At 68.0% G+C, this 18,073-nt stretch carries 19 protein-coding genes; 9 read left to right on the top strand and 10 right to left on the bottom strand.

Going from position 1 to position 18,073, the window contains the following annotated elements:
* The 4 genes from G3O00_RS28800 to G3O00_RS28815 all read right to left on the bottom strand — a co-directional run.
* On the bottom strand, positions 1-364 hold a 364-nt coding region (locus tag G3O00_RS28800), incomplete at its 3' end, for a (2Fe-2S)-binding protein (protein ID WP_206145055.1).
* 133 nt (positions 365-497) lie between these two features.
* Positions 498-797 carry a putative quinol monooxygenase gene (locus tag G3O00_RS28805; RefSeq protein ID WP_011355207.1) on the bottom strand — a complete coding sequence of 100 codons (300 nt, stop codon included), beginning with the start codon at positions 795-797 and terminating at the stop codon, positions 498-500.
* Between the two features lie 107 nt (positions 798-904).
* Entirely contained in the window at positions 905-1,948 is a 1,044-nt protein-coding gene (locus G3O00_RS28810) for an NADP-dependent oxidoreductase (protein WP_174932003.1), read from the bottom strand.
* 234 nt (positions 1,949-2,182) lie between these two features.
* On the bottom strand, positions 2,183-2,803 hold the full coding sequence (locus G3O00_RS28815) for a TetR/AcrR family transcriptional regulator (RefSeq protein ID WP_174932004.1): 621 nt from the start codon (positions 2,801-2,803) through the stop codon (positions 2,183-2,185).
* Positions 2,804-3,109: 306 nt separating this feature from the next.
* Here G3O00_RS28815 and G3O00_RS28820 point away from each other — a divergent pair, with 306 nt between their 5' ends.
* Positions 3,110-4,681: a hypothetical protein gene (locus tag G3O00_RS28820; protein ID WP_206145056.1), complete on the top strand. Its 1,572-nt coding sequence runs from the start codon at positions 3,110-3,112 to the stop codon at positions 4,679-4,681.
* Between the two features lie 121 nt (positions 4,682-4,802).
* On the opposite strand, the gene G3O00_RS28825 is transcribed toward G3O00_RS28820, so the two are convergent.
* Positions 4,803-5,825, bottom strand: coding sequence for a DNA-binding protein (locus G3O00_RS28825; protein WP_206145057.1), 1,023 nt, complete (start codon positions 5,823-5,825; stop codon positions 4,803-4,805).
* Between the two features lie 237 nt (positions 5,826-6,062).
* Here G3O00_RS28825 and G3O00_RS28830 point away from each other — a divergent pair, with 237 nt between their 5' ends.
* The 5 genes from G3O00_RS28830 (at position 6,063) to G3O00_RS28850 (ending at position 9,613) form a co-directional block, all read left to right on the top strand.
* Entirely contained in the window at positions 6,063-6,560 is a 498-nt protein-coding gene (locus G3O00_RS28830) for a papain-like cysteine protease family protein (RefSeq protein WP_206145058.1), read from the top strand.
* A gap of 163 nt (positions 6,561-6,723) precedes the next feature.
* Positions 6,724-8,181 (top strand): HAMP domain-containing protein, encoded by a 1,458-nt coding sequence (locus G3O00_RS28835; RefSeq protein WP_206145059.1) that lies wholly within the window; start codon positions 6,724-6,726, stop codon positions 8,179-8,181.
* Positions 8,178-8,825, top strand: a complete 648-nt coding sequence (locus G3O00_RS28840; RefSeq protein WP_206145060.1) for a response regulator transcription factor — start codon at positions 8,178-8,180, stop codon at positions 8,823-8,825. The genes G3O00_RS28835 and G3O00_RS28840 overlap by 4 nt, the downstream gene beginning before the upstream one ends.
* A 198-nt stretch (positions 8,826-9,023) precedes the next feature.
* On the top strand, positions 9,024-9,395 hold the full coding sequence (locus G3O00_RS28845) for a DUF4156 domain-containing protein (protein WP_206145061.1): 372 nt from the start codon (positions 9,024-9,026) through the stop codon (positions 9,393-9,395).
* A 2-nt stretch (positions 9,396-9,397) separates the two neighbouring features.
* Positions 9,398-9,613 carry a hypothetical protein gene (locus tag G3O00_RS28850; protein WP_206145068.1) on the top strand — a complete coding sequence of 72 codons (216 nt, stop codon included), beginning with the start codon at positions 9,398-9,400 and terminating at the stop codon, positions 9,611-9,613.
* Between the two features lie 15 nt (positions 9,614-9,628).
* Here the strand turns inward: G3O00_RS28850 and G3O00_RS28855 are convergent, their stop codons facing one another.
* From G3O00_RS28855 to G3O00_RS28870, 4 genes are all read right to left on the bottom strand, one after another.
* Complete coding sequence (locus G3O00_RS28855; RefSeq protein WP_206145062.1) at positions 9,629-10,957, bottom strand: MFS transporter; 1,329 nt, start codon at positions 10,955-10,957, stop codon at positions 9,629-9,631.
* 66 nt (positions 10,958-11,023) lie between these two features.
* Positions 11,024-11,911, bottom strand: coding sequence for an oxaloacetate decarboxylase (locus G3O00_RS28860; RefSeq protein WP_206145063.1), 888 nt, complete (start codon positions 11,909-11,911; stop codon positions 11,024-11,026).
* An 8-nt stretch (positions 11,912-11,919) separates the two neighbouring features.
* On the bottom strand, positions 11,920-12,810 hold the full coding sequence (locus G3O00_RS28865; RefSeq protein WP_206145064.1) for an amidohydrolase family protein: 891 nt from the start codon (positions 12,808-12,810) through the stop codon (positions 11,920-11,922).
* 67 nt (positions 12,811-12,877) lie between these two features.
* Entirely contained in the window at positions 12,878-14,176 is a 1,299-nt protein-coding gene (locus G3O00_RS28870; RefSeq protein WP_206145065.1) for an MFS transporter, read from the bottom strand.
* 123 nt (positions 14,177-14,299) lie between these two features.
* On the opposite strand from G3O00_RS28870, the gene G3O00_RS28875 reads away from it, so the two are divergent.
* Together G3O00_RS28875 and G3O00_RS28880 are read left to right on the top strand one after the other, a co-directional pair.
* Positions 14,300-15,196, top strand: coding sequence for a LysR family transcriptional regulator (locus G3O00_RS28875; RefSeq protein WP_174932014.1), 897 nt, complete (start codon positions 14,300-14,302; stop codon positions 15,194-15,196).
* Between the two features lie 93 nt (positions 15,197-15,289).
* The gene (locus tag G3O00_RS28880; RefSeq protein WP_206145066.1) at positions 15,290-15,955 is read left to right on the top strand and encodes a cation diffusion facilitator family transporter; all 666 of its coding nucleotides are present in this window, start codon (positions 15,290-15,292) and stop codon (positions 15,953-15,955) included.
* 205 nt (positions 15,956-16,160) lie between these two features.
* On the opposite strand, the gene G3O00_RS28885 is transcribed toward G3O00_RS28880, so the two are convergent.
* On the bottom strand, positions 16,161-17,351 hold the full coding sequence (locus G3O00_RS28885; protein WP_041493308.1) for a LuxR family transcriptional regulator: 1,191 nt from the start codon (positions 17,349-17,351) through the stop codon (positions 16,161-16,163).
* Positions 17,352-17,632: 281 nt separating this feature from the next.
* On the opposite strand from G3O00_RS28885, the gene G3O00_RS28890 reads away from it, so the two are divergent.
* Positions 17,633-18,073, top strand: a 441-nt coding sequence (locus tag G3O00_RS28890; RefSeq protein ID WP_206145067.1) for an alpha/beta hydrolase fold domain-containing protein, incomplete at its 3' end; no start/stop codon positions are given.

Consider the following 18,073-nt stretch of genomic DNA (forward strand, 5'->3'; position numbering starts at 1 on the left):
CGGCGTCGCTCGGGTTCGGGTTCGACGCGATCAGCGCGGTGGCGGCCATCACCTGCCCCGACTGGCAGTAGCCGCACTGGACGACGTCGAGCTCGCGCCACGCCTGCTGGACCTTGTGGCCGGCCGGCGTCGCGCCGACGGCTTCGATCGTCGTGATCTTGCGGCCCGCGACGGCCGCGACCGGCAGCACGCACGAGCGCGCGGCAACGCCGTCGAGATGCACCGTGCACGCGCCGCACTGGGCGATCCCGCAGCCGAACTTCGTGCCGGTGAGCCCGACGACGTCGCGCAGCACCCAGAGCAAGGGCATGTCGTCGGGGGCGTCGACCGAGCGGGTTTCGCCGTTGATGTTGAGGGTGATCATTCAGCCTCCGGGGCCGGTGTATGGGGGAGGCGACGCGAACGACGCGCCGCGCGGTGTTGTCATTGCCGCCGCGCTGTGCGGCGGGTGCCGTGTGGCCCGGGTGGGATCGAGCCGCGACGGGAGTACAGCGGGATTACTCGGCGACGTCGATACCCGACAGCACCTTGATGACCGGCGGCGCGGTGAACCAGTCCGCCGACTTCGCGCGGAATGCGCCGAAATACGGGCTGGCGAGATGTGCGTCGAACGCAGCCTGGTCGTCGTAGATCTCGTACAGGTGCAGGTTCGGCGAGCCGTCCTGCTCGCGGAACAGGTCGTAGCGCCGGTTGCCCGGTTCGGTGCGCGTCTTCGCGACCATGCTGCGCAGTTCGGCCTCGGCAGCCTCCGCGTGTTCGGGTTTCAGGAACAGGGAAGCAATCACGTGAAGCGCCATCTTGTCACTCCTATCGAAACGGAATCGGGAAAGCCGCGCGCCGGCGTCATGTCATTCATGTCACGCCGGCGTGCGGCCGGTTGTTGCTGCAAGCCGGTACCGTCGTGTCAGGCCAGTTCGTCCGGGCCCACGCGTACGACGACCTTGCCGAAATTCTTGCCGGCGAGCAAGCCGATCAGCGCTTCCGGTGCATCGGCGAGATCGGGGACGACGTCCTCGAGCGTCTTCACCTTGCCCTGCGCGACCCATTCGCTCATGTCCTTCATGAACGTCGCGTAGCCGGTTGCATAGTGATCCAGGATGATGAAACCCTGCATCCGGATGCGCTTGCGCAGGATCGTGCCCACCAGTGCCGCCAGGCGGTCCTGGCCGGTCGGCAGCGCGGTGTCGTTGTAATGCGAGATGATCCCGCACACGGGCACGCGCGCATGGTCGTTGAGCAGCGGCCACACCGCGTCGAACACGGCCCCGCCGACGTTCTCGAAATAGACGTCGATGCCGTTCGGGCACGCTTCCTTCAGCTTCGCGGCAAACGCCGGATCGCGGTGGTCGACGCACGCGTCGAAACCGAGCGTATCGGTCACGTACGCGCACTTGTCGGCGCCGCCCGCGACGCCGACCACGCGGCAGCCCTTCAGCTTGGCGATCTGGCCGACCACCGCACCGACCGCGCCGCTCGCCGCCGCGACCACCACGGTTTCACCGGCCTTCGGCTCGCCGATCTTCAGCAGCCCCGTATAGGCGGTGAAGCCCGGCATGCCGAGCACGCCGAGTGCGTACGACGGATGCGCGAAGTTTCGGCCGAGCGGAATCAGGTCGCGGCCGTCGGACAACGCATAGTCCTGCCAGCCGGCGCCTGCAACCACCAGGTCGCCTTCGCGGAACGCCGGCAGGTTCGACGAGACGACCTGGCTGACGGTGCCGCCGACCATCGGCTGGCCGAGTTCGGCCGGCGCTGCATACGACGGTGCGTCGCTCATCCGGCCGCGCATGTACGGGTCGAGCGACAACCAGACCGTGCGCAGCAACACCTGGCCGGCGCCGGGCGTCGGCACCTCGCCGGATTCCGCGCGGAAGTTGCCCGGCGTCGGCGCGCCGACCGGGCGCGAATTCAGGATGATCTGGCGATTAGCGGTCTTGCTTTGCGGCATGTGAGCCTCCGTCAACAGGAATGGACGTGCTTCGTGGGCACGATCGGATCAGGGATGGAGCAGCGGGAGACGCACGCGGGCGGCCGCATCGGCGCTCAGGCCGGCGCGGCTGCATGCGTGCGGTTGAATCAATCGGGACAGCGTAACGCGGCGTGGCACGTTCGTCATGCGTGGTTGAGTAGACCAGTCGTCTAGATTGAGGGTAAAAACAAGGCGCGCCGATGCGCGCCCGGGTTACGACTGTGCTCCGCTCGGTTCGAGCGGCGGCAGGTTCAGCATGCGCCGCGTTTCCACCATCGCCCTTTCGAGCGGCTTGCGGTTACGGTGAATCTTTTCCAGCAGCGTTGCGCCCAGCCACAGCTCGTAGAGGATCGCGGCCGTATGCGACGGATCGGCAACCCCGCTCAGCGAACCGTCGGCCAGCCCGGCCTCGATGCCGCCCGCGAGCCGCTCGATGATCTGGCTCGTGCCGTGCCGCAGCACCGTGCGCATCGCTTCCGACAGGTCCGACACTTCCGCGCCGAGCTTCACCGCGAGGCATTTACCTTCCGGATCGTCCGCGCATTGCGTGTGCAGCCAGTTGCGCCAGTACGTCATCAGGCGCTCGGCGCCTGTGCCGGACTGACGCTTGAGCAGGTTGTCGAGATGCTCGAGATAGCCGTCGAAATACGATTCGAGCAGCGCTTCGCCGAATGCCTCTTTTGAGCCGAAGTAATGGTAGAACGAGCCCTTCGGGATGCCCGCCGCAGCGAGAATCTCGTTCAGGCCGACCGCCGAAAACCCCTTGTGGAGCATGATCGGCTTGGCGATATTCAGGATGTGCTGGCGGACTTCCGCGCCTGAAGATGCATTCATGATGGCGTATGGTAGCAACGATTAGACCGGTCGTCTAGTAACCTCGAACCGGCATGTTGAGCGGCACTTTACCCGATCCCCGCCGGGCACCCAAACCGCGCGCCGGCATTCCTCGTTCCTGTCCCGCCCTGCCGCGTGCGTGGCGTCACACGCACGACTCGGTTTCGTCGCGGGCGTTTCATCGATTTCCCGCATAAATACGCGCGGCGCATGTGCCGCGATCGAGTCATTTCGACCGGCATTGCACACGTGTGCAATGCGCCGGAATGTCGTTGTCGCCTCCCGAACCCGTGACCAGGAACGCCCATGACCGCTTCGAAACCCGAACGCCCGTCCGCGCCGAACCGCCGGCGCTTCATCCAGCGCGGCGCCGCGCTCACCCTGTCGCCGCTCGTCGGCACGCTGGCTGCCTGCGGCGGCGACGGCAACCCGACGTCCGCGTCGTCGTTCGCCGCCGCCGGCGCCGCGAATACGTCTACCCGCAACTACGGTATCGCCGACCGCTCGATCACGATCAACGTCGTCAATGCGATCCCGTCGACGACGCTCGCGTACGGCAATGCGGCGAGCCAGAGTGGCTCGCTGCCGCAGGCGTCGCAAGCGCAGGTCGCGACCGGGCAATCGACTGCCGTCAGCGCGTCGAACAGCTGGGGCGACTGCACCGGATCGTTCAGCCTGGCCGGCGGCGACGCATCGTTTGCGATTTCGTACACGCATCCGTTCGGGTCGCAACCGACCACCGTCAGCGTCACGCCGTCGGCCGGCTACGTATCGGGCGCCGACGCCGCCACGTTTCCCGGGCACGACTCGGTCGCGAATCTCACGCTGTATCGCGGCGTCGCGACCGCGAACGGCGCGTGGGTCGTCCCGCTGTCGCAGCTTGCGACGCCACCGGCCAACAACTGCCAGGATTTCGCGAACAGCATGTTCGGCAACAACGTGCGCACGGCCGCGGCCATCCAGTCCGCGTATCAAAGTACCGGCCCGCTCGGCTACGTGCCGCCCGCCGACTTCACCGGCGGCCAGCTCGCGGGCTTCGTCGCGCAATGGGTGCAGCGTTGGCAGAACGGCGCGGCCTATGGCGTGCTGCCCGCTGCCGATGCTCAGCTCATCGACGCGCTGAAGCAGTATGTGTCCAGCGCGTCGAACGCCGGCCCGTTGGCGATGTGGGTGCCGCAGATCGCGTGGCAGGCCGGCTCCGATCCGGCGGTGTTCGCGCTCACGGGCTATCGCGCGTTTCCGTTCGTCGATGCGCAGGGCAACTGGATCGCGGGCACGCTGTCCGCGTTCCTGACGCTGCTGGCGGCCGGTTCGCATATCGTCGCGATCAGTGCGACGAGCGACCTGCCGACGGGCGTCACGATGCAGGCGTTCGACAGCTTCATGGGCGCGAGCGGGCTGACAACGTCGACCGATATCGGCAACTCGCACTACGCGTCGGTGTTGAACACGACAGGTCGCTATTACCTGAGCGTCGGCAGCGATTTTGCGCCGGCAAACTGCGGGCTGATCCTGTCGTTCCTGTATGGCCGCACGGTGAACAACCTGCTCGCGGGCGCCGGCACGTACAACACGTTCATCCAGCTCGAAGGCTGGCAGGCCGGCGGTTCGCGGCACAACGCCGACTATGCGACGTATCAACAGACGCTGTGGAATATCTCGACGTACGGTGCGTCCGCGTATAGCGAGAAGCGCGCGACGTCGATCTTCCTCGCGCCGGCCGGGTGGACGCCGCAGGTCTATCAGACGACGCGGATGATGCCTTACGTCGGTGCGTATGCGCAGTCGAACGGCTCGCCGCAGGGCTGGTTGAATACGTCGCTCGTCACGATTCCGGCGGACGCGCCGGCGTTGCCGTCGCGGTATGTGTCGAGTTGATTGGTATTGGTAGGTGTGCGGGCGATCGGGGGTTTGGTCGCTTGCTTGTCTGCTTCTTGCTTCAGGCTTCAGGCTCCAGGCGTGCGTCGCCTTCGGTTGACGCACGCTGGCGGTTTCTCACTCAACGCGGCGGCACTTCGTCTGCGCGCTTTCGCGTGCGCGCCCTCCGCTCGTCCCGTTGTGCGGCTGGCGCCGCCTTGGCACCACGCAGCGCCGACCGACGCGAGAGCGCTGTCATTTCGCGCCGCAGCGCATCGAGTTCCTTGCCCCGTGCGGCATCGGTCGCCTGCGCGCCGTCGAGCTGCCCTTGCAGCACGCCGCATCGATGCAGCGCGTCGCCGAGCTGCGCCTGCAGCGCTGCCCCATCCTTGCGCTGCTGCGCATCGCGCTGCTCCGTGCGCAATGCCACTGCATCGAGTTCCTTCTGCAGTCGCGCGGCCGCGAGCCGCTCGCGATCGATCTCCTGAAGCGCCCGCTTCTCCGACGCGCGCAAGCGTTCCTCGGCCCGCCCGGCATCGTCGCGCAATCGGTCGAGCTGGGTGGTGAAATCCGCGCGTGCCTGCGCGAGTGCGCGGTCGCCTTCCGCGTTGTCGGCTGTGAGGCGTTCGATATCTGCTTGCAGCGCTTGCCGCGATGCGTCGTCCGCCGCCCTCGCCTGCTCCAGTTCCTGAATGCGCACCTGCGCGGCCAGCAGTGCGGCCGTGCGTTGCTCCAGCGCGGTTTCGGTGCGGGCCAGTTCGGCCTGCAGCGCCGCGACTTCCGCCTTCGCCGCCGTCCGCTCGGCTTCGACTTCCGCTCGCAATGCGCCGAGCGCGGCTGATGCGTCGGCGCTTGACCGGCTCCATAACGCTGCAACGAGTTCACCGGCGGCCGCCTGCAGATCGGCAGGCAGATCGGGATGCTCGATGCGCACGCGACTTTTTTCCCGCAGCTCGGCCCAGAACTCGCCGAGGACGGCCGTCGGCGTGCTCATGCTGCCCTTGCGGACGAGTTGGTACAGGCGGTTCGCGGTGGGCGTGATGCCGAAGCGGAAGAACAGCAGTGCGCAGGCTTCGCGATACAGCTCGCGAGTTTTCGGGAAGTCGGCCTTGAGGCGCTCGATTTCGGCGGTCAGGCGGGATTCGTCGGCAGCGAGATCAGACATGGCGGGGTTGGGTCGGTGATTTCGTAAATAATATAACGTAAACCGTTAAATATCCAATCTTCCAAGTCTAATAATTTGACATTATTTCTATAATGTCGAGATTGATGTATGTCGCTCCGGTACTGCGTGTAATCGATCGGCGCCCACGATCCGCGTGAATGCCGCCCCTCTCGACGAGGTTGTCCTCACGCCCGATTCTTCATACGCTTATGGATCACTCCTGCCTGGGGACCCGAAATGGTGGACGTCAGATTGAACGTGCCGATGGTCGATCAGAGCGGCGTCAAGAAGACCAAGTCGGGCTCCAAAGCCCTGAAAAACGCGTGCTGGTATGCGGCGGCGTGCATGGTTTCGTACTTCCATCGCCCCGGGCCGCGTCTGGGCATTCCGGCGCTATGGCGGGCGGACCAGGGGCTCCCCTCGTCCAGGATCCCCGACTTGTGCGCGGTCGAAGGACTCATGGCGCTCAATCAGCCGACGGTCATTACGCCCGAGTGGCTGGGCGCGGTACTGACGAAGTTCGGTCCAATCTGGGCCGCGGGGAAATTCCTGGACAGACCTGACGAGTCCGATGACGAAATCGGTCACGTGATCGTCATCACGGGGATCAGGCATGGCATGGTTCACTACAACGACCCGGAGGGGCCGCCCGTGCGCACGATGCTTCTGTCGACACTCGATACCGGTCGGCACACGCCCGACGGACTGCTGGTGAAGCGACCGGACTGTTATTGAATCCATTGCGGGCGCCCCTCCACACGCCCGGTGAAAACGCCCCTGCAACCGCGTCCGAAAACCGTCAACATTGCGCAATTGAAAGCCGGTTGCGCTGCCTTGCCGTGTCGTCGGCATCCACCCGGTGCGTCCGTCAAGAAAACAGAAGAACGAGGAGCCCGCGTTGCGCACATTCCGGATCGGCTTCCGAGGCTTGTTCGTCAAGCTCGTGCCGACGTTCATTGTCGTGGGGTTCGTGGCGATGGTGCTGTCGTCGGTGCTGACGAGCGTGCTCTGGCGTGCGCATGCCGAAAGCGATATCCGCCGGTTTCTCGGCAACCTCGACCGCCCTGCGCTGGCCGCGGCGACCGGCACCGTCGACCTGCGCGACCCGGTTGCGTGCCGCGCGGCGGCCGACGCCCTGTTCTGGCAGATCGCACGCGTCGGCGCACGCGACGTGATGGATTTCGCGCCGATGATGGGCTTCTTCGGCGCCGGCCGGCTCCAGGTGCGCATTGCACGGCCGGACGGTGCCGGATGCGCAACCGCGCCGGCCGCGTCGCCGCTGCTGTCCGATGCGTTCTCTTCTGCTTCAACCAATCTGGCCGCGCCCGACACGATGCTGCACCGCGATGGCGACTGGGCCATCGTCACGCCCGTCGCGCTGGCGGGCGGCGCCATCGCGCAGATTGGCGTCCATTACTGGCCGGGCTGGCAGTTGCACTACGAGATCGCCGACGATGCGTCGGCGTACGACCTGATGCGCACCGTGCTGTATCTCGGCGCGATGGGCGCGAGCTTCGCGGGGCTGCTGGTCTGGTTGCTGGTGCGGCGCGTCCGGCGGATGACGGCCGCGGCCGATCGCTGGGCGGCCGGTGACCTGTCGGCGCGGATCGCCGACCAGTCGCGCGACGAGCTCGGCGAACTGGCCGCGCATTTCAACCGGATGGCCGATGCGCTCGCGCGTGCGTTCGGGATGCAGAAGGCGCTCGCGGTGTCAGTCGAGCGCACGCGGATCGCGCGCGACCTGCACGACACCGCGAAGCAGCGCAGCTTCGTGCTAGGCCTCAAGCTGACCGAGCTGGAGTACGAAGCGCAGCGCCACCCCGACCTGTTGCCGACCGTCGGCGCGGCGCGGCGTCTGGCCGATCATCTTCAGCAGGATCTCGACAACGTGGTGACCGGCTTCAGCTTGCCCGCGATCGCCGAGGATGGCCTGCGGGCAGCCGTTTCGCAGGCGGTGCACGACCTGCTCGCCGGCTCGGGCATCGCTTGGTCGCTCGATCTGCCGGAAGGCGCCGCGCATGCACTCGACGCGCACCCGTCGGCCGCACACGAACTGCTGATGATCACGCACGAGGCCGCCGCGAATGCGTTGCGCCATAGTGGCTGCCGCCGCATCGACATCGCGTGCGAACCGGGCGACGCCGTGCGTGCATCCCCCGGTACGCCGGCGTCGCGCTGGCGCTGGGTCGTGCGCGACGACGGCAGCGGCTTCGACCCGGCTGCCGTGCCGGTCGGCATGGGTCTCGGCAACCTGCGCTGGCGCGCGGATGCGCTGCCCGGCGGCATGCTCGACATCGCGTCGGGCGCGGACGGCACGCGCGTGACCGTCCATTTCAATCCGATGGAGACGGCATGACCACCATCCTGATTGCGGATGACCACGCAGTCGTGCGCGAAGGCATCCGCGGGCTGTTGCGGCTCGATGCGTCGTTCGAGATCGTCGCGGAAACCGACGACGGAACCTCGACGGTCGAGCAAGTGCGGGCGCATCGTCCCGACGTGCTGCTGCTCGACCTGATGATGCCCGGCATGGGTCAAGCGGGCGTGCCCGCCGCCATTCGCGCGATCCGGGCAGCCAGCGCCGACACGCACATCATGGTGCTGACGTCGTCAGACGACGATGCGCTCGCACTCGCCGCGATCGACGCCGGCGCCGATTCGTTCCTGCTGAAATCGATGCGCGGCGAGCGTCTGCTGCAGGCGATCCATGCGGCCGTCCACGGCGAACCGACGCTGCACCCCGGCATCGCACAGCGCATGATCGGCGCGTTGCGCAAGCCGCCGCGCAGCCCGTTCGCCGCGCTGACCGCGCGCGAACTGGAGGTGCTGCGCTGCCTGGCCGAAGGCGGCAGCAATGCGCGCATCGCCGCGACGCTCGGCATTACGGAAAAGACCGTCAAGACGCATCTCGGCAACGTGATGTCGAAGCTGCATCTGTCCGATCGCACGCAGGCCGTCGCGCTCGCGTGGCGGGAGGGGCTGATGGCGCCGAAGGCCTGACGTTCGCTGGCGGCAGCGCTTCCCGCTCCCCAACCCGCATTCCGGCATCGCGCAATCCGCCTGGGCGATACGCCCCGTCTGCGACTTTGGTCGCATCCTTTGCGGCCCGAACACACGACCTTCGCCCGATGTGCCGACGCGTCGGCGCCCCTAAAGTGGCGCTGTCGCGCGATCACGCGCATTCGAAACGGCGGAAACATGAGACCTGTCTGGCTGCTGTTCCTTCCTGCCGCGCTGGCGGCGTGCGCGCCGCTCGAGCCTTCCGCCGCCAGCCACGACGTGCGCATCGTCATGCGCGACCCCGGCGGCACCTGCCGTCACCTCGGCGACGTGACGGGCAGCCAGGGCAACTTCCTGATCGGCGGCTTCATTCCGGACACGACGCTCGAAACCGGCGCGCGCAACGACCTGAAGAACCACGCGGCCGCACTCGGCGGCAACGTCGTGGTGCTGCTCACGCAGCGCGGCGTGCAGAGCGGGAGTTTCGACGGCAGCGAAGGCGGTTATCTGCGGCAGACCGGGGTCACGCTGACCGGTAGCGTCTATCGCTGCCCGGGCGCCGGAGCGTGACGATGCGCCTCTTTGCGACCCTGATCTGGAGCCTCGGTGTGTCCGGCTGGCTGCCCGGCTGCGGCCGCGACGGCAACGAAGCCGTCATGCCTGGCGGCTTGCCGGCGCCGCCGCCCGGGATGCAAAGCGCCGCGTCCTGGCCGGACGATACGCCGGAAGCGATTGCTGCCCGCACCGTGACGCCCGCCGTGCCACTCACGGCGCAGCAGACGCAGTAACCCGCCGGTGCGGGATCAGCGCGAGGCCGGCGCGGCGACTGCCGGCCGCGACGCGCGTTCGCGCTTTGCCGGATGCGTCTCCGGCATCCGCCAGTACACGAGCAGCGAGATCGCCGCGCACGCGGCGACGTACCAGAAGAACATCGTCTCGTTGCCACTTGCCTTCAGCCGCAGCGCGACGAATTCGGTCGTGCCGCCGAGGATCGCCGTCGTCAGCGCATAAGGCAGCCCGACCGCCAGCGCGCGGATCTGCGGCGGAAACAGCTCGGCCTTGACCAGCATGTGCACCGACGTGAAGCCGCTCAGCACGACCAGTCCCGCGAATACCAGCGCGAACGCCGCAAGCGGCTCGTGCACGTGACCGAGCGTCGTGAAGATCGGCACGGACAGCAGCGTGCCGCCGATCCCGAACCACAGCAGTACCGGCCGGCGGCCGACGCGGTCCGACACGAGGCCGAACAGCGGTTGCAGCGGCATGTACAGCAGCAGCGAGGCGGTGCAGATCCAGGTCGCCGTTTCCTTGTGCAGCCCGACCGAATTGACGAGGTACTTCTGCATGTAGACCGTGTACGTGTAGAACGCCACGGTGCCGCCGACCGTGATCCCGATCGCGAGCAGCAGTTCGCGCCAGTGGGCCGCGAGGTCGGCCGTCATGCGCGTCTTCGCCGCGCGCGCCCGGCTGGCGATGAACGCGTCGCTTTCCACGACGTTGCGGCGCATGTAAAGCGCGAACAGTGCGAGCACGCCGCCGACGAAGAACGGAATCCGCCAGCCCCAACGTTCGAGGTCGTGCGTGCCGGCGAAGATCCGCTGCATCACGAGCATCAGGCCGAGCGCGACGAGCTGGCCGGCGACCACGCTCACCTGCAGGAAGCCGACGTAGAAGCCGCGCCGGTCCGGCGGCGCGATCTCGCTCAGGTAGGTTGCGCTGGTGCCGTATTCGCCGCCCATGCTGAGCCCCTGCAGCAGCCGCGCGGTGACCAGCAGCGCCGGCGCGAGCACGCCGATCGTCGCGTAGCCGGGCGTGACGGCGATCAGCATCGATCCCGCACACATCGCGAGCACCGACTTCGTCAGCGCGGCCTTGCGTCCGCGCCGGTCCGCATACAGGCCGACGAGCCAGCTCCCCGCCGGCCGCGCGATGTACCCGACCGCCGCGATCGCTGCGGTGTTCATCAGCTGCACGGTCGGCCGGTCGGCCGGAAAGAACGCCGGCGCAAAGTAGATCGAGAAGATGCTGTACGCGAGAAAGTCGTACCACTCGATCAGGTTGCCGGCGAGGCCGCCGACGATCGAACCGATGCGCGGCGGCGCACCGGCCGCTCCGTTAGGTGAAGTTGCCACGGGTTGTCTCCTGTCCTGGCGAAGGTGTGCCGGGCGGTCGTCCTTGCCGCCCGTGCGCCGGCGCGATTACGCGCGGTCGGCCCCATAGCGGGCATCGAGCGCGTCGAAGCGGGCCTTGTCGACGAGCCGCTGCCGTTCGGCGAACGGCGCGACGAGCGCGGGGTCTTCGTCGAGCCGGCCGGTATTGCGCAGCACCGTCAGCGCGGCCTGCATCCCGTGCACCGCGCCTTGCAGTGCTGCGTTCGCATACAGCACCACGCCGTAGCCGAGACGCGCCAGGTCGTCGCGCGAGCGCGTCGGCGTCTTGCCGCCGATCACGATGTTGATGAGTTGCGGCGTATCGAACAGCGCCGGCAAACGCTCGACGTCCTCTGCCGTGTCCATCGCCTCGATGAACAGCACGTCGGCGCCCGCTTCCGCATAGCGATGCGCGCGCTCGATCGCGTCGTCGATGCCGTGGACGGCAGCCGCATCGGTGCGCGCGACGATCAGCAGGTTCGGGTCCACACGCGCATCGACGGCCGCCTTCAGCTTGCCGACCATCTCGCCGGCCGGAATCACTTCCTTGCCCGCGAAATGGCCGCATTTCTTCGGCAGCACCTGATCCTCGAGCTGGATCGCGTCGGCGCCGCTGCGCTCGAGCGTCCGCACGGTGTGCAGCACGTTCAGCGCATTGCCGAAGCCCGTATCGGCATCGACCATCAGCGGCAGTTCGACCGCGTCGCGCACGCGTGCGGTGTGCTCGGCCAGCTCGCCGAGCCCGACGAAGCCGAGATCGGGCAACCCGAGCGACATGTTGGTGACGCCGGCGCCGCTCAGGTACAGCGCGCCGAAGCCGAGATCGGCCGCGACCCTGGCGCTGAGCGCATTGAACGTGCCGGCGACGAGCAGCCCCTGGCGGGCGGCGATGCTTCGCCGGAACCCGGCGCGACGAAGTGCGGTGTGATCGGACATGCAGGGCCTCATTGGTCGAAACGAAACAGGGTTCGCGGCGTATCGCGCAGCACGCGCAGGCGCTCGCCGGGGTCGGGCAGCCAGCGCTCGAGCGCCGCAACCGTCGCATCGAAATCGACGCGCTCGCGATGCTGCGTGTGCGGCCAGTCGCTGCCCCATACCAGCCGCTCGGCGGTGAACGCGGTGCGCAGCGCTCGCGCGGCACCGAATGCATCGATCGCGCCGTCGCCGGCCAGGCTGTTGCGATAGGCAGCCGACAGCTTGACCCAGACGCGGCCGGTATCCGCGAGCAACAGCAGGCGGCGGAAGCTGGGCGCGCGCTCGCCGAGCGCGGGCGACGGGCGGCCGAAATGGTCGATCACCAGCGTGCACGACTGCGCGAGCAGCGGCGCGGTGATCGCATGCAGATCCTCGATGCCGCGATGGATCTCGACATGCCAGCCGAGCGCATTGATACGGGCGAACAGCGCGCGCCAGTCGGGCGCGCCGAAATCCGGAATCGGCAGACCGACAAGGTTCAGCCGCATCCCGACCACGCCTGCCCGGTCAAGCGCACCGAGATCGCGGTCCGAAATCGACGGATCGACCATCGCGACACCGCGGAAGCGGCGCGGGTAGCGACGCAGCACGTCGACGAAGTAGGTGTTGTCGGTGCCGAGGAAGCTCGGCTGCACCAGCACCGCGTGTGTGATGCCGTGCGCGGCGAGATGCGCGACGTACGCGTCGAGCGACGCGTCGTAGTCGGGCGCATGCCGGACCACGGGCGCGAGCGGCAGGCCGCGCGCAAACACGTGCGCATGCGCATCGATGGCGGCCACGGCCGGGTCCGCCGCATACCACGCGTCCACTGACGACGCGGCCGGAGCCTGTTCGACGAGGTGATTCACGAGACGATCCATGACGAGTCTGCAAGCGGCGCCCGGCCGAAGGTCTGCCGGGCGATTCGATGGCGTGAGGCGGCGAACCCTACAGCGACGCCTCGGCGCGCGGCTGGCCTTCGGTATCCGCTATGCCGCCGGGCGCCGCACCGGACAGCCGGCGGTTGCCCGTTTCGGGCAGGAACCACACCGCGATCACGACCAGCCCGTACGCGATGCCCGCGTCGATGCCGAGTGCCGTGCCGAGCGGCAGCGACTCGCCCATCCGCCCGACCAGCACCGGGAAGCCGGCCGACACGATGCGGCCGAAGTTGTAGCAAAAGCCGACGCCGCGGCCGCGCACGTTGCGCGGGTAAAGCTCGTTGAACAGCGTGCCGAGCGTCGCCGGAATGCCGGCCGAGAACAGGCCGAGCGGGAAACCGAGCAGCAGCATCGCGACGTCGTTCAGCGGCAGGAACACGTACAGGTTCACCATCACCGCGCAGCACGCGGCGAACAGCATCACGTTGCGACGGCGGCCGATCCGGTCCTGCAGGTACGCGCTGAGGAAGCAGCCGCAGATGAACGCGACGATCACGACCGCGAGATATGCGCCGGTGCCCAGCACCGACAAGTGCCGCTCGGTCTTCAGGTAGGTCGGCAGCCAGATCGTGATCGCGTGATAGCCGCCGTGCGCACCGACGCCGATCAGCCCGCCGACCACCGTCGCGCGCACCACGGAGCGGTCGAAGATGCCGATCGTCGGCCCTTCGTCGGCGCTCGCCGTTGCCTGCGCCGATGCGTCGACCGGCGTCGCCGCGCGCGGCGGCTCCGGAATCGCGCGGCGGATATACAGCACCAGCAGCGCGGGCAGCGCACCGATCGCGAACAGCACGCGCCACGCCCATTCGGCCGGCAGCCACGCGAACACCAGCATGTACAGCAGCACGGCCGCGCCCCAGCCGAAGCCCCAGGCACTCTGCACGATGCCCATCGCCTTGCCGCGATGGCGCGCGCCGACCGTTTCGGCGAGCAGCACCGCGCCGGCGGTCCACTCGCCGCCGAACCCGAGCCCCTGCAGCGCCTTCAGCACCAGCAACTGCTCGAAGTTCTGTGCGAACGCGCTCAGGAACGTGAACAGCGAGAACCAGCACACGGTGATCTGCAGCGCCCGCACGCGCCCGTAGCGGTCGGCGATCATGCCGGCCAGCAACCCGCCGAGCGCGCCCGCCACGAGCGTCGCGCCGCCGATCAGGCCGGCCTGCCCCTTGCCGATGCCCCAGGTCGTGAGCAGCGCCGGGATCACGAGGCTGAACATCTGCGTGTCGAGCCCGTCGAGTGCCCAGCCGGCAAAGCAGCCGCGCAACGTGCGCCGTTCGGTCGTCGATAGCTCGCGGGTCCAGTTCAATGCGGGTCTCCTCGTGGGGTCATTCCGTCGCCGGGCGCCGGATGTCGTGTCTCGATGAGCATCCTATGAAGCGTGGGGATAATTCGCTACTATGTTTTGAATAATTATTCATAACGTGAGCTTATGGAAATCAGGCACGTTCGCTACTTCCTCGCGATCGTCGATACGGGCAGTTTCACGCGCGCGGCCAACGAACTTGGCATTGCGCAGCCGGCGCTCAGCCAGGCGCTGAACCGGATGGAGAAGGAACTGGGTGTCCGGTTGTTCGATCGCTCGCGGCGCGGGGCCACGCTGACGGCGGCCGGCCTCGCGATGGTCGACGACCTGCGCCTGAGCCTCGCGCGCCTCGACGCGGCCGCGCACCGGGCCGGCGAGATCGGCGCGCAGCGCGCCGGGCGCCTGACGATCGGGTTCGTCAGCGCCGCGCTGTTCGACACGCTGCCGCGCGCGATCCGCGCGCTGCGCGAAAGCACGCCCGACGTCGAACTCGTGATGCGCGAGATGAGCAATGCCGAGCAGGCGATCGCGCTCGAGCGCGGCGAGATCGACATCGGGCTGCTGCATACACCGGTGCCCGTCAACGGCCGGATGCGCGAGAAGCTGATCCGGCGCGATCCGCTCGTCGCCGTGCTGCCGAAGGATTTCCGGCGCCAGCCCGACGGCACGGTCACGCTGGAGGATCTCGCCGGCACCGGCCTCGTGTGGTTTCCGCACGACCAGTTGCCGCTGATCCGCGCCGGCATCCTCAGCGCATTCCGGCAGGCCGGGCACCCGGTCGACATCGTGCTCGACGTGAACCGCACGCTCACCGTGGTCTCGTGCGTCGCCGCCGGATGCGGTGTGTCGCTGCTGCCGCAGTCGATTCATACGTTCGCGTTCGAAGGCGTCGCCTACGGCACCGTCCGCGATGGCGCCGCGCTGCCGCTGTTCGAACTCAGCGCGATCTGGCCCGCGCGGTCGCGCCCGACACTCGCGGATCGCTTCGCCGCGCTGCTGCCGTCGGCGGACGTGCAGCGCTGACAGGCCGGGCCGCGTCCGGCGCCTGTCATGGAGCTGCCACCGTCGACCGGTAGCGTTCGGGTCTGACCCACGCTATCGACAGACGAATCCGCCATGCAGCGCACGTCGCGCGCCACGCCCCACGTTTATGCGGCCACGTCCCGCGCCCTCGCCGTCAGTCTCGCGATCAACCTGCTGCTGCTCGTCGTCGAGACGGTCGCGGCGTGGTCCGCGCATTCGTCGGGGTTGCTCGCGGACGTCGCACACGCGGCGATCGATCTCGCAGCCGATGCACTGATCCTCATTGCGTGCCGGCTCGACGCGCGCCTGCCGCCGGAGCGGCGCCCGACCTACGAACCGCTCGCGCTCGCGGGCCTCGGCGCGTTGCTCGTTGCGACCGGCGCGCAGATGATCTGGCATGCAACGAACCGGTTCGCGACGCCGCCCGTCGTGCAGCCGGGCGCAATGACGCTCGCACTCGTCGCCGTCACGCTCGCCGGCAAGGCCGTGCTGTCGCACTGGATGCTGCGCAAGGCGCGCGAGACGGGTTCCGCGTTGCTCGAGGCGAGCGGCTGGCATGTGCGGACCGATGCGCTGTCGTCGCTGCTGGCGGCGCTCGCGATGAGTGCGGCGCTGGTCGGCTTCGGTCGTCTCGACGATCTGGCCGCGCTTGCGATCGGCGCGCTTGTGATCCGCACGGGTGTGGGTTTCGTCCGGCGCGGCTGTGCGCAGTGGCCCGCGCTGTCGGCATGGGCCGATCGGTCGACGCGTGGCTCGTGAACGTAGGGAGCATCGCGCTGCATCGAGGGTGGCAAGGTAGCTGCCATCTGCAGCGCTGAACGGAGAAGAGGCTCGCACCGTGCGCGTGCGAGCCTCTTTTGCATGTGGTCGTCGCCATCGTCGTGCGACACACGACGCGTTGACTCACGTTGATGTATCGCCGGACGAATGCGGCCGGTTTCGATGGATCGACCTTGACAGGCGTTTACCCGAGCGGCACGACGCTCCCGAGCAGAATCCGCACGAGCGTCGCCTGGCGCGTGACACCCGTCTTCGAGAAGATCGCGCGCAGGTGCGTGCGCGCCGTGTTCTTGCTGATCCCCGATTCCTCCGCGGCCTCCTCGAGCGTCAGCCCGTTCGTCAGCAGCAGCGCGAGCGACGTCTCGGCGGGCGTCAGGTCGAACAGCTTGCGGATGATTTCCTGCGCGCCCTGCGGCTTGCGGTCCGGATCGCGCAGGAACAGCGTGACGGCCGGCCGCCGCTTGTTGTCCTCCGACCAGTCGGACAGCAGCACCGTGCGCACCAGCAGCCCGAGGCGCGGCTTGTCGAAGCTGCGCGTGATCGGCATCGCCTCGACGGTCGCCGCGGCCGTGCCGTGGTGCCCCATCACCGCATGGCGGATCAACCGCTTCAGCGTGCGGTTCTCCTGCGCATCGGTCGCCTCGATCGTGCCGCGCGCAATCGTCAGACCGTTGTTCTGCTTGAGGATCTCGTCGGCCACGCTGTTCAGGTCGATGATCGTGCCGTTCTCGTCGAGCGTGATCGTGCCGATCTGCATCCGGTTGATCGCGTTCGCATAGATCGAGCGTTCGACCTCGGCCGTGTCGAGCCGCGAATGCAATTCCACCGCGCGCTTCAGGTGCGGCAGCAGCAGCGCGCAGATCGCCTTGTCGCGCGCGGAGAACTGCTTCGACGCGTGGTTGCGGCACACGCGGAAACGGCACTCGACGCCCGACGACGTGCGCAGGTCGGCGCCGAGGATATAGCGCACGTCCTGCGGCTTCAGGAACTGCTTGTACAGCTCGCTCGACAGCCAGCCCGTGTCGCCGAACACGTCGTCGACCGTGACCACGCGATCGGCCGGCAGGCCGACGAACGGGTCGAGCGAATAGTAGTAGTTGTTGTACGACGCCTCGCCGTCGCCCGGCACCACCGGGCCGAATTCCGACGCGTGCACGGACAGCGGCGCGCGGCGGTCGCTCGCGGCCGCGCGCAGGATCAGCGTCACGTAGTTGGCCTGCAGCCAGCGACGGACGAGTTCCAGCGCACCGGCCCACGGCGGCGTCTCCAGCGGCCCCTGGTAGATGCGCGCCATCAGCTCGCTGAAATCCGCGACGCCGATGTCGGCCTCGTCACTGGTTGCCTGGCTCTCTTGCGGAGCCCATCTCGTCTCCATCAGCACGCTCCATCCTCCATACGACATGTTTCCGGCGCGACCCAACCGCGCCGCCATGATTAAGACGCGTCTAAATTCCGGCGTCATCGGGAGATTCACTGAATGGTGAGAATTGGCCATCCGTGCAAACGAACCATCGTCCGATCGGATGATGTGGCGCCCCGCCCGCTGCGCTGGAATGCCCGTCAGGCCGTGCCGGCAAGCGTCCGGCGCGGACTCAGGGAAAACCGCGACACGGGTTTACCTGATTCAAACCGCATACGATTCAGACAGGAGTCCCCATGCCGCTCGACCCACAGGCGCAGGCGCTGCTCGCCGCGTTCGCCCAGGCACCCGCGATCGATTTCGCGCAACTCACCGTTCCCGCGTATCGCGCGAGTCTTGCCGCCGGCGGCGCGTTTGCCCCGGGCGACGCTGTCGCCGCCGAAGAGGACTGGCAGATTCCCGCGTCGGGCCGTCAGTTGTCCGCACGGCTCTATCGGCCCGCCGCCGACGGGCCGTTGCCGCTGACCGTGTTCTTCCACGGCGGCGGCTTCGTGTCGTGCGGGATCGATTCGCACGCGAACCTGTGCCGCAGCCTCGCGGCCCGTGCGCGCACGCTCGTGCTGTCGGTCGACTACCGGCTTGCGCCCGAGGCGCGCTTCCCGGCTGCTGCACACGACGCATGCGACGCCGTGCGCTGGGCCGCCGCCAGCGCGCGCGATCTCGGCGCACGCGCCGGC

The sequence above is a fragment of the Burkholderia sp. Ac-20384 genome (assembly GCF_017104605.1).
In the GTDB taxonomy this organism is placed as follows: Bacteria; Pseudomonadota; Gammaproteobacteria; order Burkholderiales; family Burkholderiaceae; genus Burkholderia; species Burkholderia lata.